The sequence below is a fragment of the Acinetobacter calcoaceticus genome (assembly GCF_016508255.1).
Lineage (GTDB): Bacteria > Pseudomonadota > Gammaproteobacteria > Pseudomonadales > Moraxellaceae > Acinetobacter > Acinetobacter calcoaceticus_E.
On record NZ_JADVKT010000004.1, the window covers coordinates 272365 to 286991 of the forward strand.

Genomic DNA, 14627 nt, shown 5'->3' on the forward strand with positions numbered 1-14627 from the left:
CATATATCTAACAAACTCTGATTTTCTGCAACGCTTTAGCAGAAAATCAGATATCAGCATTCTTACTTTTAAAGATACAAATAGCGAAACTACTTTTTACTTAAACCACTTCTTCAAGTTCTTCGATTTCAAAAACCTGACGTAAATAGGCCAAGAAAGTATCGTTATCAGTCATGGTTTTACCAGGGCTATCAGAAATTTTGGCAACAGACTGTCCATTGCATTCAACCAATTTCAACACAATATTGAGCGGCTTTTGCCCCATATCATTGGTCAAGTTGGTTCCAATACCGAAACTCACCTGAAAACGGTCTTTAAAGTATTGATGCAATTCCCAAGCTTTGGGCAAATCAAGGCCATCGCTAAAAGTCAGCATTTTGGTTTTAGTATCAATTTTTAATTTACGATAGTGCGCATAAGCTTTATCACCCCATTCATAGGGGTCACCACTGTCATGACGTAAGCCATCAAATAGTTTCGCAAAATACAGATCAAAATCTCTGAGGAAAGCGTCCATACCAACAACGTCAGTCAAAGCAATTCCTAAATCACCGCGGTACTCTTGTACCCACGTTTCTAAAGCAGCTTTCTGAAAATCACGCAGTCGTACATCAAGTGCCTGAAAAGCCTGTAGGAATTCATGAGCCATGGTTCCAATTGGCGTAATGTTTAACTCTTTAGCAAGTAACACATTACTTGTACCGCGGAACACATTTGGCACCGTTTTATGAAAGGCTGCCACAACATGCTTTTGCCATACAAAGCTATAACGGCGACGTGTACCAAAATCAGAGACTAAAAATGGTGGGTCATTTGGTTTTTGAGTTTTTTCATATTGCTGAATCAATTCAAGCTTGGCTTTTAAACGGCGTTCACCTTCAGCCCAGACTTCATCGGTTTTGATACGGCTAAAATAAAGTTCATTTACAATTGCCAATACAAAAATTTCAAACATCATGGCTTGAACCATTGGACCTTCAATATGAATATCCAAACGACCTTCGGCATCGATACTGGCCCGAATAAAGCGGCGTTTCAGTTGAAATAGTTCTAAATAATCAACAAAGTCACTTTTTATAAAGCGTAATTTACGCAAATATTGAAGCTCATCTTCTTTATATTTAAGGCTACACAAATAGTCGAGTTGCTCGTTTAAATCATCCAAAATATCCACTAGTGGATAGACAGTATCTTCTAAATTTCTACAGCGGAAATGGTAGACACTATGAGTTTGCGGGAATTTGTGCAAAACCACTTGTAACATAGTAAATTTGTACAAGTCTGTATCTAGTAAAGAATGGATAATTGGAGACATAGTCAATGATTATTCGCTTGCTTCTTAGCATTAAAGCATATTTTTATAAATGAATTGCGGGCTTTTAGACCATTGTTTCAATTCCATGAACTTTCCTTTTAAAAATCATTTAATTTAAATTCTGCTAAACTAAATCAATTCAATTAATTGCAGAAATTTGCTTTAACTATGCGCGCTTTAATACAACGAGTTCTTGAAGCCAAAGTGGTGGTAGACGGTGAGACTACTGGTGAAATCCAACACGGACTACTGGTTTTTTTAGGCATCGGCCGAGATGACACTTTAGCGATGGGCCAAAAGCTTATTGATAAGATTTTGAAATATCGTATTTTTGATGACGAGCAAGGAAAAATGGGCTGGAATGTGTCTCAAGCAAATGGTGGAGTCCTGCTTGTTTCTCAATTTACCCTGATGGCTCAAACGCAAAAAGGTTTACGTCCAGACTTTGGCCCAGCCATGCCACCTAGCGACGCCAAAGCGTTGTATGAACAACTGGTTGAATATACACATTCACAATTTGAAAAAGTTCAAACTGGCATTTTTGCAGCTGACATGAAAGTTCATTTAATTAACGATGGTCCAGTTACGTTTAACTTGGAAGTCGAAGCATAGATATAAAAAAACTCCCGAACGGGAGTTTTTTTATATCTGGCTATTAACGACCAGTTTTCTCTTTAATAAAAGCACGTGCCTGACGTACTTTATCTTTAACTGGTTTTGGCAACTTAGGTGGAATGAGTCTAGCCACTTGGTTAAACCAAACCAGTAAGCTGAAGTCTCCTTCCATTTTAATACTGCCGTTTTGCATACCTGTCATAAATGCTGTCGGGTCACCTTTAATCAAAGTTTTTACACCTTGTTCGCTATCTGCAAACTGCAAGATAAAATCAGCTTTTTCAGGTGAACCTGCAACAGTGTCGATCTGTCCATTATTAATAATGATCTGACGTGCAACACCTAAATCCGTACCGATCTGAATACGGAATGCGCGGTCATGAATCAATTCAATAAACTTAGGGCTAGTACGTGCCAATTGCTTCATACGCAGCACTAAACCTGCTACCAATAAATCTAACGGGTCTGTACTGACATCAACGAGAGGTAATTTGACTACAGGTATAGAAGAAAGTTTCATGAACATTCACGCCTATTGTATTTTTATGAAAACCTTAGAGCAAAACTCAGCAAGGACATACCATTGCCTGTGTTTTGTGCATCAACTGATAATTTTTAGCTGGCAACGCAATCTAGATGAAACGTCAACAGACCCATGTATCGTAGCATAACTGGCTATTTTTTAATAAATGCTTTGTATAATAAAAATCACGTTTCGTAAATAAAAAAGGCATGCTGTGCATACCTTTTTACCGTTAGATAACAATTTAATTATCGGCTAGAACATTGCTGCTGATCATCTTCATATACTGGCGTGTGTTCTATATATTGGCGATTTGCCAAAGCCTTTTGTGCCTGTTTATCCTCACGTAACAAAATAAATGTAACCATTACCATCGCTAGACTTAGTGCAGTTAAATAACTATATGTGACTGGCATTTCAAAAGTGACTTGAACTCCAAAACGGACCACTTCCAACAGCCCCCAAAAGAACATTCCTGCAAGCATAAAACCAAGCCAACGACGGTAAGGAGAAAAGAAAACAGCAACAAGCGCGACAGCGATCAAGCTGAATCCGGCGATAGCGGCAAAATTCGCTGTTACCATAGAAACCTCCGTCTTAATGAAAACGTCTAAAAACATTCGGTCTTAACAACCCGACCTCATTCCAAAAATATCTTTAATTCATAATTTGTGTTGAAGCTTACGATGCATTATGGATGTTTTTTTTTAGAAAAAAAGACCCGTTTTTTCTTAATGCGACATACTTTGTCGCAACATTCTTTTGTCATTACATTTTTGTAAAATTCAAAAAGTTCGATTCCCTATATGGCATCAATTCTGGCGTGTCATTACAAAAAAATATGCTGTTTTTAAGGACCAAAATAAGTTTTTTTCAGATTTTTTTATTGCCTTTTTTCTGTGCACAATTCTGTCATAACTTGCTTGATTTTATAACTATTCTGCATAAAAAAAGCGCTACTCTGAAGCAGCGCTTTAAAGCTTAGCCTTATAGGTTAAGCACGGTTTAAATCTTTATCATGCATGCCAAGTAAATACAGCACGCCATCCAAGCCAACACTTGAAATAGCCTGATTTGCATTTTGACGCACTAAAGGTTTAGCACGATAAGCAACCCCTAGCCCTGCAATCGCAAGCATTGGTAAGTCATTCGCACCATCACCTACCGCCATGGCTTGTTCTAAAGAAATGTCCATTTTGTTCGCAAGCTCACGTAATAGATCAGCTTTACGGGCGCCATCAACAATCGCCCCTTTAACCTCACCTGTTACAAAGCCATCTTGCACATCTAAAATGTTGGCATGAACTTCATCAATACCAAGTTTGCCTTGTAGATATTCAGCAAAATACTGGAATCCACCAGATAAAATTGCTGTTTTATAGCCAAGCGCTTTTAAGGTCGAGATAAGACGCTCTGCACCTTCGGTAATCGTTAAACGTTCAGCAATTTTAGGTAATACAGCAGCATCAAGCCCTTTTAACAATGCAACACGAGCACGGAAACTTTGCTGAAAATCAAGCTCACCTTGCATCGCTCTTTCAGTAATTTCAGCAACTTGTGCACCTACCCCTGCTTCAATCGCCAACTCATCAATCACTTCTTGTTCAATTAATGTTGAGTCCATATCAAAACACACCAAACGGCGGTTACGTCGATAAGCATTGTCTTCCTGAACAGCAACATCAATGTTTAATTCACTTGAAAGAAGTAAACATGCTGCACGCATCGCTTGTGCATCTAAAGTTGGGCCGCTACTTAAACCAAATTGTACACACGCACGACGCGGGAATACGCTATCCTTTTCAAAGTCGACACGACCTGATAAACGGGTGACAGTTTCGATGTTAAAGCCTTGGTTAGACACAATTTGTGTAACCGCTTGTAAATGTGCGGCAGTGAGTTCAGGTGCTAAAGCCGTGACGATATAACGAGTACGGCCTCCTTCACTTACCCATTGATCGTATTCTGCGCCTGTGATTGGTTTAAAGCGCACTGTTAAGCCAATATCATGTGCTAAAATCAGAATTTCTTTCATTGCCAACGCGGTCGCAGTTTCATTATCAGAAGCGACCACAATGCCCAATGTGAGTTGATTATGAATAACAGCCTGACCTACATCCAGTATTTGCAATGAATGTACGGATAGTACTTGCATTAATCGGGTAAACTGGTTTGGTTGGTCTGGTCCTAAAAAGGATATAAGAATGATTTCTCGCATGAATTGACTCTAGTCTGAGTGACAACTATTGTAAGAATCATAATCGAATTTCAATATAATTGCCTTGGAAGTTTAACTTGATTGCGCCTAGACAAGGGCTATTTGCTAGCCTACTGATCGTTAGTTTTGCATTGCATACCTTTTTATTGGTGATTGCAACGACACACCAGCTCAATGAAAACCGTGCGAGTCAAGGTCAGCTCATGACCAGTCAGCTCGTTGCAGACAGCTTATCTGAGCTAGAACCTGCCAATACGGTATCTTTAGCTCTGATTGCCAATCGCTATGCGACCAATCCAAGCGTTGCATCTATTCGCATTCTTGATGCCAACAAACAAGTACTGGCAACGAGTGGAATTTCAAAAACTCGCCAAGGTGAGATTTTTGCTCGCGATGCGCTGCAAAATGAAAAGAAAGTAGGCTCTATCGAGATCACGCTTATTCAGCCAAGTATTGGGGAAATTCTTCGTACCCAATGGCTAGCAATCTTAGCTTCTCTGTTTTTGCATGTTTTATTATGGCTTGCTTATCGCGCGATTGCTCGTCCAACCCGTAGCGAATATTTAGCCCGCATTAATGAAGAGAACCGCTTAAAACATGAAATTCAGCAGTTAACTCAGGCGCTTGCACTAGAAAAACAAAATACGGTGACATTGGTTGCCCAAGCTCAGCAGCAAGCGAAAGGTAAAGCTAAACCAGCGGTTCGCCCACAAACCGAAAAAACTTCAGATTCAGCTGATCAACATACTTTGGCACTCAATATCCAGTTTTATGACCCTAAACAGTTATTAAGTAGTGTTAACCAATCTGTTTCTGTTCCGTACTTTAAACTTTGTCAGCTCTTTTTAAACAAGAGTATTGAGTTGTGCGTTAAGCATTACCAATTGAAGCTAACAGATATTGAAGTGGTAGATGAGTTTAATGCCGAGGGCGCGACACTTGCGATTTCAACCTCGCATACTCACGCTGTAGAGTGTCTGCTTATGGTTGGAACCGTATTCCAGTTGCTCTCTGAAGTTTTATATAAACGTTACCGCGAAGATAAACGCTTTGCATTGCAAACGCGTAGCGCAACTTGTAATGCTGTGGAAGCGATGCAAATTGATGCGAAAGAAGCTGCTCAACGTTTAGCACAGCATCTTCATGCGAAAGAGTCTGCTTTATATCTTGAGAATGATCAACTCAAGGCAATTCAAGACAGCTATCAACTTGTTGCGCTGCCAAACCCAAGCAATGTCATGACTCGTCATGCATTTATGATCAATGGCATGAATGCAGAATGTGCTGAACTTGCTCAAAATATCAGAACTGAAATTTTGATGGGTAAAAAATCAATCCCACAAAATGATAGTCCAAGTAGCGCAGCTTCATAAAAAGTAAGTGTTCGCAGCAAAACCTAGCCTTTTGGCTAGGTTTTTTTATTTAAATTCATAGATTTTGTTTTAAATTACCCCTTTTTCTTATGATTTATTTGTATAAATAAAGCTGGATCTATTCTTTAGAGGAGTAAATTTGGATAAATCAGAATCATAGGCAAAATTCTCTAAACAGCGTAAACTATGCAAAATTTATTAAATAGAAATTGTCTAACGACAAAAAAAGGTGAAAGCGAATGCCGCTGAGTCGTGTTGAAGATCTTGTCGCCGATATTCGTGCAGGCAAAATGGTTATCTTGATGGATGACGAAGATCGCGAAAATGAAGGTGATCTTGTCATTGCAGCAACGCATGTTCGTCCTGAAGACATTAACTTCATGATTACTCATGCACGTGGTTTAGTTTGCCTAACGTTAAGCCGTGAGCGCTGTAAACAGTTAAACCTTCCGTTGATGGTTGACCAAAACGGTGCCCAGCATAGTACAAACTTTACCTTATCAATCGAAGCCGCTGAAGGTATTACAACTGGTATTTCAGCAGCAGAGCGTGCACATACAATTCAAGCTGCTGTCGCAGCGCATGCAAAGCCAAGTGATATTGTACAACCGGGTCATATTTTCCCGTTAATGGCGCAACCAGGCGGTGTTCTACATCGTGCAGGTCACACCGAAGCAGGCTGTGATTTAACACGCTTAGCAGGTCTTGAACCCGCTTCTGTCATTTGTGAAATCATCAATGAAGATGGCACAATGGCACGCCGTGCAGATTTAGAAATTTTTGCCGAGAAGCATGGCTTAAAAATTGGTACAATTGCGGACTTGATTCACTACCGCATGACCAATGAGCAAACGGTTGAACGTCTGGATCAAAAAACCATTCAAACAGAATACGGTTCATTTGAACTCTATCGTTATCGTGAGATTGGTAACCCAGACATTCATTTGGCTTTAGTCAAAGGCGAGCCAAAAGAAGGTGTTACAACAGTACGTGTACATGGTTTCAGTCCAATTCGCGATTTACTTAAGCTGAATAAAGCTGGTGGTGAACCTGCGTGGAATCTAGACCGTGCACTACAGACAATTGCAGCGAGTGATCGCGGTGTTTTAGTCTGGATCGGGCAAGATCATTTGCAAGACTTGGGACCAGCGCTGGATGATTTAAATAAACCAAAACCGGTGAAATCCAATGCAGCACTTTCACATCAATATCAAACGATTGGTGTAGGCGCTCAAATTTTGCGTGATTTAGGTGTTGAAAAGATGAAGCTTCTTAGCTCACCATTACGTTTCAATGCTTTATCTGGCTTTAATTTAGAAGTAGTGGAATATATCACTGCTGATCAAATCACAACGAAATAATCGAGGTTGCTATGGCAATTCGCCGTATTGAAGGTTTATTACATCTCGCAAGCGAAGGTCGTTATGCGATTTTAGTGGGTCGTTTCAACAGTTTTGTTGTTGAACACTTATTGGATGGTGCAATCGACACATTAAAACGTCATGGCGTAAATGAAGATAACATTACTGTTATTCATGCTCCTGGCGCATGGGAACTCCCGATTGTTGCTAAAAAATTAGCTACATCAAATCAGTTTGATGCAATCATCGCACTTGGCGCAGTTATTCGTGGTAGTACACCACACTTTGACTTCGTTGCTGGTGAATGTGCAAAAGGTTTAGGTGTAGTGGCGTTAGAAAGCAGCTTGCCTGTCATCAATGGTGTATTAACTACTGATAGCATCGAGCAAGCCATCGAACGTTCAGGTACAAAAGCAGGAAACAAAGGTAGCGAAGCTGCTTTAACTGCAATTGAAATGGTTAATTTATTAAAGGCAATTTAAAGCATGTCTCAAACACTGCAAGCCGCTTATGCAGCAAAACGCAAAGCACGTCGTTTTGCTGTACAAGGTATTTATGAGTGGCAAATGAGTCACAATCCTGTACATGAAATTGAAGCACGTACTCGTGCTGAAAATGCGATGCACAAGGTAGACTTAAATTACTATCACGAACTATTAACGCAAGTGATTGCACTGCGCGACGATCTTGATGCATTACTCATTCCGGTACTTGACCGTGAACTTGATGCACTTGATGGTGTAGAGCTCGCAACCTTACGTTTAGGTGCTTATGAGTTACGTGATCATTTAGAAGTACCTTATCGTGTAGTTCTTGATGAAGCCATTGAACTCGCCAAACACTTTGGTGGAGCAGATAGCCATAAATACATTAATGGCGTTTTAGATCGTTTAAGTTCAACACTACGTAGTGCTGAAAAACAACAAGCAAACTAATAGGTTTGAAGTTGATATGGCTGAGTTTTCTATTATTGACCAATACTTTAACAGACAATCTTACACAGATGTCACCTTAGGTATTGGAGATGACTCAGCCTTAATCACCCCTCCTGTAAACCAACAATTGGTGATCTGTGCAGATACGCTAGTTGCTGGTCGTCACTTTCCTCTTAATACATCAGCGCATGCAATTGGCTGGAAAAGTGTGGCTGTTAATCTTTCAGATATTGCTGCCATGGGTGCTAAACCCCATAGTATTTTACTTGCGTTAAGCTTACCTACTATTGACCATGAATGGCTCGAAGGATTCAGTCAGGGCATCTATGACTGCTGTAATCAATTTGGCGTTGCTCTCATTGGTGGAGATACGACCCAAGGTCCACATCTCACCATTACCGTGACGGCTATGGGCTGGATTGAAACCGGACAAGCTGTGTTACGTTCGGGCGCAAAAGTCGGTGACTATGTTTGTGTAAGCGGTCAAGTTGGAGATGCAGCTTATGGTTTACAACACCTAGGACACCCCTTACAACAACGACTAGACTACCCGACACCACGTTGTCAGCTTGGACAACAGTTGAAGGGATTAGCCTCTAGTATGATTGATATTTCTGATGGATTAGCCCAAGATTTAGGCCATATTTTAAAAGCATCCAAGGTTGGAGCACGACTCTTCTTGGAAAAACTACCTGTCGATCCAGTATTACAACAATTAAACGAACAACAACGTTGGCAATATGCTCTGGCTGGTGGTGATGACTACGAATTATGTTTTACAATAACACCGCAAAATTATGAAAAACTTTTGCAAAAACAATTGGACGTTAAGATTACAATGATTGGACAGATCGTTGAACAAACAAAACTAACTTTTGAGCATTTGGGTTCAGATTACCCGTTGCAAATTCATGGATACCAACACTTTGCATAAACCGCCGATTCATTTTAAGAACATGTCTTGGTTCAACCGCTGCATCGTTTTCTGTGGGGTTGGTTTTGGATCTGGTCTCGCACCTAAAGCACCCGGCACTTTTGGCTCTGCTTTTGCCTTACTTTTCATTCCTATCTGGGTATCTCTCGGTTTTACGTTAAGTACAATTGCTATTCTCATCATGTCCTTGGTGGGAATTTATATTTGTGACCAAACCGCAAAAATCATTGATGTTCATGATGATGGACGAATTGTGTGGGATGAATTTGCAGGACAATCAATTACTCTGCTGCCTTTAATATATTTTAATATTATGTCGTTACAATGGGCGCTAATTGGTTTTTGCTTATTCCGTCTGTTTGATGTTTGGAAACCTTGGCCAATCCGTGTTGCCGACCAGAAAGTTGCTGGTGGCTTCGGAATTATGCTGGACGACATCATTGCAGGGCTTTGGGCGGCACTATGTATCATCATATTTATTACTTTTTGGGGCGTAACGCCATTTAAGTAGGTTTACTCATGTCAACTACCGTTATTATCCTTGCTGCAGGCAAAGGAACGCGAATGCGTTCACAACTACCTAAAGTATTACAACCTTTAGCTGGTCGCCCGCTACTAGGACATGTTATTAAAACCGCAAAACAACTATTAGCAAAAAACATCATTACCATTTATGGACACGGCGGCGATCACGTAAAACAGACGTTTGCACAAGAAAATATTGAATGGGTTGAACAAGCAGAACAATTAGGTACAGGTCATGCTGTACAAATGACTTTACCAGTACTTCCTAAAGACGGTATTTCATTAATTCTATACGGTGATGTCCCTTTAGTACGTCAAACAACGCTAGAGCAACTTGTTGAAGTATCAAGTAAAACTGGTATTGGCATGATTACTTTACATGTCGACAACCCAACAGGTTATGGTCGTATTGTTCGCCAAGACGGAAAAATTCAAGCGATTGTTGAACATAAAGATGCAACAGAAGCTCAGCGTCAAATTCAAGAAATCAACACAGGTATTTACTGTGTAAGCAATGCAAAACTTCATGAATGGTTACCTAAGCTTTCTAATGAAAATGCTCAAGGCGAATACTATTTAACTGACATCGTTGCAATGGCGGTAGCAGATGGCTTAGAAATTGCCTCTATTCAGCCAGAACTTGCTTTTGAAGTTGAAGGGGTTAATGACCGCTTACAACTTGCAGCACTTGAACGTGATTTTCAGCAACAGCAAGCAAAAGAGCTTATGCAACAAGGCGTAACTTTTGCCGACCCTGCCCGTTTTGATTTACGTGGTTCTGTAAAAGTTGGACACGATGTTCGTATTGATGTGAATGTCATTATTGAAGGTGACTGCGAAATCGGTGACTTTGTAGAAATCGGTGCTGGTTGTATTTTGAAAAATACAAAAATTGCAGCAGGAACTAAAATCCAAGCGTATAGCGTTTTTGATGGTGCAATTGTTGGGGAAAATGCCCAAATTGGCCCATTTGCACGCTTACGCCCAGGCGCGAAATTGGCTAACGAAGTCCATATTGGTAACTTCGTAGAAGTCAAAAACACAACTATCGGTCTTGGCAGTAAAGCCAATCACTTCACCTATTTAGGTGATGCTGAGATCGGTGCTGACTCAAATATTGGGGCAGGTACAATTACTTGTAATTATGACGGTGCAAATAAACACAAAACCACTATTGGCGATGCAGTCTTTATCGGTTCTAATAGCTCGCTGGTTGCGCCTGTGACTATTGGAAATGGAGCAACAGTCGGTGCGGGTTCTGTGATTACGAAAGATGTGGCTGAACAAAGTCTCTCCTTTGAACGTGCTCAACAAATTTCTAAAGCAAATTATCAACGTCCCCAAAAGCGTGAAAAATAAGAGGATTGAATTATGTGTGGTATCGTCGGAGGCGTTGCAGAGCGTTGTGTAACTGAGATTTTAATCGAAGGTTTAAAACGTCTTGAATATCGCGGTTATGATTCAGCGGGCGTTGCTTTACTGAATAATCAACAAGTTTTACGTGAGCGTCGTGTGGGTAAGGTCATTAACCTTGCCGATGCAGTTGCTGATCAGCAGCTCACTGGGGTCGTTGGTATTGCTCATACACGTTGGGCAACACATGGTAAACCAACTGAAAATAATGCTCACCCGCACATGTCGGGTAAAGTGGCAGTCGTTCACAACGGTATTATCGAAAACTATCAAGAGCTTAAAGATGACCTTCAAGCTTTAGGATATGTATTTACCTCTCAAACAGATACAGAAGTTGTTGCTCACTTAGTTGCTGAAGCACTAAAAAGCACTGACAGCTTACTTGAAGCAGTAGAATCTGTTGTTCCTCAGCTTAAAGGTGCATACGCACTGGGTATTATCCATAGCGATTATCCAGATGAGTTAATCACTGTACGTGAAGGTTCACCACTTGTGATTGGTGTAGGTATTGGTGAAAACTTTATTAGTTCAGACCAACTTGCGCTTTTACCTGTGACTAACCGTTTTATGTATTTAGAAGAAGGTGATATTGCTCGCCTGACTCGTACTTCAATTGAAGTATTTGTAAACGGTCAACCTGTTGAACGTCCAGTGAAAGAGCTTGACGCAACAGTAAGCAATGCTTCAAAAGGTGAATACAAACACTACATGCTCAAAGAAATTTATGAGCAGCCAGAAGCAATCAAACAAACGATTTCTCAAGCACTTGATGGCAACAGCTTACGCGAAGATTTCTTGCAAGATGCAAATGCAGATTTCAGCAAAATTCAAAGCGTACAAATCATTGCGTGTGGTACAAGTTACCACTCAGGCATGATCGCGAAATATTGGTTTGAACAACTGATTGGCGTGCCATGCCAAGTTGAAATCGCGAGTGAATTCCGCTATCGCACACCTGTAATTGTTGAAAATACGCTTTATGTGTGTATTTCTCAATCAGGTGAAACAGCCGATACTTTAGCTGCATTACGTGAAACTCAAAAACGTGCCAAAGCAAACAAGCTCAGCATTCAGACTTTAACGATCTGTAACGTTGCAACGTCTTCAATGGTACGTGAAACTGATCACCACTTATTGACCCTTGCTGGGCCTGAAATTGGTGTTGCATCAACTAAAGCGTTCACCACTCAGCTTGCTGCGCTCATGTTACTCGTTCTAAAAATTGGACAAGTAAAACAGCGTATTAGCAACACGATGATTGAAGAGCTTGCTCGTGAATTATGGCACAGCCCGAAAGTCATTCTTGATACGCTTAAAAATGATGATGAAATTTTACGTTTATCAGAATTGTTCGTTGAAAAACAACACTGTTTATTCTTAGGCCGTGGCACGCACTATCCAATCGCATTGGAAGGCGCATTAAAGCTTAAAGAAATTTCATATATTCACGCAGAAGGTTATGCGGCTGGTGAGTTAAAACATGGGCCATTGGCACTTGTTGATAATGAAATGCCAATCGTTATTCTTGCTCCAAACGATGAAATGCTTGATAAGCTTAAGTCGAATATGGAAGAAGTACAGGCGCGTGGTGGTGAATTATTCGTTTTCGCTGATGAAAATAGCGGTATTGCCGAAAAAGATCGTCAACACGTTGTACAGATTCCAGCAGTAAACGAATGGCTTGCACCAATCATTTATAGCGTACCAGTTCAGTTGTTGTCTTATCACGTTGCTGTATTACGTGGTACAGACGTTGACCAGCCACGTAACTTGGCGAAGTCAGTAACTGTAGAATAAAAATATAGAGTTATCAAAGCTGTCATAGTTTTGATAACTCATATTAAAAGCCCGATATGCATAATTGCCTATCGGGCTTTTTTATTGCGTTCATAAAGCCCTAAGAAAAAGTCTCTAATGTTTATTAATTTATTCTTACAAATACAATTAAATCAATATGTTACGTTAACAATTTTACAAACTAATTTCTTGTTGAAATATAAAAATATGATATAAAACACGCTTCGAAATTTACTTAATAACTATTAATTTCGACTATTACAAAAACTTTCTAATTATAAGGAGTGGCTCAACATGGCCAATGGTTTTCCAGAAGGAAATTTTAGAATCATTAATAAAGCGACTGGTGCGTGTATTTCAAGTCTGTATGGTGGTCAATCCCACGGTCTGCAAGATGCAGCGACTGCACGTGGTGAAACTGGGGTTTTGTCATATTCCCATACAAACGACCGTGAATTTACGGTACATGACAAAGTTAAAAACATAGAAGAAGAGCTTTGGTATTTTGATAGTAGTGCAGATACTTACGGCCGACGAAAGAATATGCTTTATAACTATGTTCAAGATATTCGTTCTCGTTGGGTCTTAGGTGCCAATATTGAGGCAAAACCCATTGCCTATAAATTGCGAGACCAAGACTTAGAAAAATTTCTGGGGCTTTTACCAGAGCAAAATAAAGAAACTCTCGCCCACTTAAGAACCAGTGATTGTCTTGATATTACTCATTTAATTTGTGCATTTATCTATGTTAACTGCGAAGAAACTGTTAAATCCGAACTCATTGGCAAGCTTGATGATAAAAAGTTTGATGATTATTTAAATACAGTACTGGCTTATGATTCGCTTCATAACATTCAGCAAAAGTTCCAAGAATATGCTTCCTCTTCTTTTCTAGATTTAAACATTCCTGAACTTAAAGATTTGCCTGAGAATCCTTTCACTCAGTATCATGAGCAGCTCTATAAAATAATTATTGCTTCTATCAAATTAGATATCTTGAACAGACAGAATTACAGCTCAGATTCGGTAGAGTTCAGATTGGCTTTAAGACATCAGAATCTTAATACACTTCTAGGAAAACTGAAAAAAGAGAAATTTGAGGAGCTTCAAGATAAGGTATGGAAAGAATATGAAAATATTGAAAACCCTCAAAAAGAAGCTGTAAAAATCATTCAGGAGCTTAGAGAAACTCTAAATTTAAATACGAATGGAAAAAATATTGATACTGCCAAAAAGATTTTACAGACAGGCTTAAAATCAAATGAGTCTTTTGAGCAGCTCAAAACAGCGTTAAACCATACTCATGGTAAAGAACTACAAGCAATCAATATGTATGGTGGCAATATTTTCTTGCAAGGAAGTGGTCGCCAATATCAAACTAAGTGGGCATTTGAAGATGGTTATATCTTTGTAGAAGGCCAGCCAGATGCTGTACTGACATGTTTAGGTGATACGCATGTATATATCAGTCATCGATCTGATAACCCACATCAACGTTGGGAATTTAAGAGAGCTTAATCTAGCTTTTCTGAGCGTAGGTTTTAGAACACTCCCCTAGGCCTCTGTGTCCCAACGGACGTTTTACTTTGCGCTGATTTAAAGTGTGAGAGATCATTGC

At 39.8% G+C, this 14627-nt stretch carries 15 protein-coding genes; 11 read left to right on the forward strand and 4 right to left on the reverse strand.

All coding sequences use genetic code 11. The features are described from left to right. Positions 1–100: 100 nt before the first annotated feature. On the reverse strand, positions 101–1315 hold the full coding sequence (pncB, locus tag I5515_RS10685; protein WP_199966521.1) for a nicotinate phosphoribosyltransferase: 1215 nt from the start codon (positions 1313–1315) through the stop codon (positions 101–103). A 168-nt stretch (positions 1316–1483) separates the two neighbouring features. On the opposite strand from pncB, the gene dtd reads away from it, so the two are divergent. Further along, positions 1484–1927, forward strand: a complete 444-nt coding sequence (dtd, locus tag I5515_RS10690) for a D-aminoacyl-tRNA deacylase (protein WP_199966523.1) — start codon at positions 1484–1486, stop codon at positions 1925–1927. Between the two features lie 43 nt (positions 1928–1970). On the opposite strand, the gene I5515_RS10695 is transcribed toward dtd, so the two are convergent. Both I5515_RS10695 and aciT read right to left on the reverse strand, forming a co-directional pair. After that, the gene (locus tag I5515_RS10695; RefSeq protein WP_199966526.1) at positions 1971–2450 is read right to left on the reverse strand and encodes an SCP-2 sterol transfer family protein; all 480 of its coding nucleotides are present in this window, start codon (positions 2448–2450) and stop codon (positions 1971–1973) included. Positions 2451–2701: 251 nt separating this feature from the next. Next, positions 2702–3037, reverse strand: coding sequence for a ciprofloxacin tolerance protein AciT (gene aciT, locus I5515_RS10700; protein WP_002119105.1), 336 nt, complete (start codon positions 3035–3037; stop codon positions 2702–2704). A gap of 113 nt (positions 3038–3150) precedes the next feature. Here aciT and I5515_RS17625 point away from each other — a divergent pair, with 113 nt between their 5' ends. Continuing rightward, positions 3151–3438 carry a hypothetical protein gene (locus tag I5515_RS17625; RefSeq protein WP_320159795.1) on the forward strand — a complete coding sequence of 96 codons (288 nt, stop codon included), beginning with the start codon at positions 3151–3153 and terminating at the stop codon, positions 3436–3438. Between the two features lie 9 nt (positions 3439–3447). On the opposite strand, the gene serB is transcribed toward I5515_RS17625, so the two are convergent. Continuing rightward, the gene (gene serB / locus I5515_RS10705; protein WP_199966528.1) at positions 3448–4671 is read right to left on the reverse strand and encodes a phosphoserine phosphatase SerB; all 1224 of its coding nucleotides are present in this window, start codon (positions 4669–4671) and stop codon (positions 3448–3450) included. Between the two features lie 59 nt (positions 4672–4730). Between serB and I5515_RS10710 the strand changes: the two genes are divergently transcribed. The 9 genes from I5515_RS10710 (at position 4731) to I5515_RS10750 (ending at position 14527) form a co-directional block, all read left to right on the forward strand. After that, positions 4731–6044 (forward strand): hypothetical protein, encoded by a 1314-nt coding sequence (locus I5515_RS10710; RefSeq protein WP_199966530.1) that lies wholly within the window; start codon positions 4731–4733, stop codon positions 6042–6044. A 239-nt stretch (positions 6045–6283) separates the two neighbouring features. Beyond that, positions 6284–7405: a bifunctional 3,4-dihydroxy-2-butanone-4-phosphate synthase/GTP cyclohydrolase II gene (ribBA, locus tag I5515_RS10715; RefSeq protein WP_199966532.1), complete on the forward strand. Its 1122-nt coding sequence runs from the start codon at positions 6284–6286 to the stop codon at positions 7403–7405. Between the two features lie 11 nt (positions 7406–7416). Continuing rightward, the gene (gene ribE, locus I5515_RS10720; RefSeq protein ID WP_002119264.1) at positions 7417–7887 is read left to right on the forward strand and encodes a 6,7-dimethyl-8-ribityllumazine synthase; all 471 of its coding nucleotides are present in this window, start codon (positions 7417–7419) and stop codon (positions 7885–7887) included. Between the two features lie 3 nt (positions 7888–7890). Continuing rightward, positions 7891–8340 carry a transcription antitermination factor NusB gene (gene nusB, locus I5515_RS10725; RefSeq protein ID WP_049837559.1) on the forward strand — a complete coding sequence of 150 codons (450 nt, stop codon included), beginning with the start codon at positions 7891–7893 and terminating at the stop codon, positions 8338–8340. 16 nt (positions 8341–8356) lie between these two features. Continuing rightward, positions 8357–9274, forward strand: a complete 918-nt coding sequence (thiL, locus tag I5515_RS10730) for a thiamine-phosphate kinase (RefSeq protein ID WP_199966534.1) — start codon at positions 8357–8359, stop codon at positions 9272–9274. Continuing rightward, positions 9252–9785, forward strand: a complete 534-nt coding sequence (locus tag I5515_RS10735; protein ID WP_199966536.1) for a phosphatidylglycerophosphatase A — start codon at positions 9252–9254, stop codon at positions 9783–9785. The genes thiL and I5515_RS10735 overlap by 23 nt, the downstream gene beginning before the upstream one ends. Before the next feature lie 8 nt (positions 9786–9793). After that, the gene (gene glmU, locus I5515_RS10740; RefSeq protein ID WP_199966538.1) at positions 9794–11158 is read left to right on the forward strand and encodes a bifunctional UDP-N-acetylglucosamine diphosphorylase/glucosamine-1-phosphate N-acetyltransferase GlmU; all 1365 of its coding nucleotides are present in this window, start codon (positions 9794–9796) and stop codon (positions 11156–11158) included. 12 nt (positions 11159–11170) lie between these two features. After that, positions 11171–13009 (forward strand): glutamine--fructose-6-phosphate transaminase (isomerizing), encoded by a 1839-nt coding sequence (gene glmS / locus I5515_RS10745; RefSeq protein WP_199966540.1) that lies wholly within the window; start codon positions 11171–11173, stop codon positions 13007–13009. Between the two features lie 294 nt (positions 13010–13303). Beyond that, positions 13304–14527 (forward strand): hypothetical protein, encoded by a 1224-nt coding sequence (locus tag I5515_RS10750; RefSeq protein WP_199966542.1) that lies wholly within the window; start codon positions 13304–13306, stop codon positions 14525–14527. Positions 14528–14627: the final 100 nt, after the last annotated feature.

Bases quoted from the DNA above. Each gene is read 5' to 3' on its own strand.
- glmU (WP_199966538.1), top strand. From the start codon at position 9,794: ATGTCAACTACCGTTATTATCCTTGCTGCAGGCAAAGGAACGCGAATG.
- dtd (WP_199966523.1), top strand. From the start codon at position 1,484: ATGCGCGCTTTAATACAACGAGTTCTTGAAGCCAAAGTGGTGGTAGAC.
- I5515_RS10735 (WP_199966536.1), top strand. From the start codon at position 9,252: ATGGATACCAACACTTTGCATAAACCGCCGATTCATTTTAAGAACATG.
- ribE (WP_002119264.1), top strand. From the start codon at position 7,417: ATGGCAATTCGCCGTATTGAAGGTTTATTACATCTCGCAAGCGAAGGT.
- thiL (WP_199966534.1), top strand. From the start codon at position 8,357: ATGGCTGAGTTTTCTATTATTGACCAATACTTTAACAGACAATCTTAC.
- glmS (WP_199966540.1), top strand. From the start codon at position 11,171: ATGTGTGGTATCGTCGGAGGCGTTGCAGAGCGTTGTGTAACTGAGATT.
- I5515_RS10750 (WP_199966542.1), top strand. From the start codon at position 13,304: ATGGCCAATGGTTTTCCAGAAGGAAATTTTAGAATCATTAATAAAGCG.
- ribBA (WP_199966532.1), top strand. From the start codon at position 6,284: ATGCCGCTGAGTCGTGTTGAAGATCTTGTCGCCGATATTCGTGCAGGC.
- aciT (WP_002119105.1), bottom strand. From the start codon at position 3,037: ATGGTAACAGCGAATTTTGCCGCTATCGCCGGATTCAGCTTGATCGCT.
- I5515_RS10695 (WP_199966526.1), bottom strand. From the start codon at position 2,450: ATGAAACTTTCTTCTATACCTGTAGTCAAATTACCTCTCGTTGATGTC.
- serB (WP_199966528.1), bottom strand. From the start codon at position 4,671: ATGCGAGAAATCATTCTTATATCCTTTTTAGGACCAGACCAACCAAAC.
- I5515_RS17625 (WP_320159795.1), top strand. From the start codon at position 3,151: ATGTTTTTTTTTAGAAAAAAAGACCCGTTTTTTCTTAATGCGACATAC.
- nusB (WP_049837559.1), top strand. From the start codon at position 7,891: ATGTCTCAAACACTGCAAGCCGCTTATGCAGCAAAACGCAAAGCACGT.
- pncB (WP_199966521.1), bottom strand. From the start codon at position 1,315: ATGTCTCCAATTATCCATTCTTTACTAGATACAGACTTGTACAAATTT.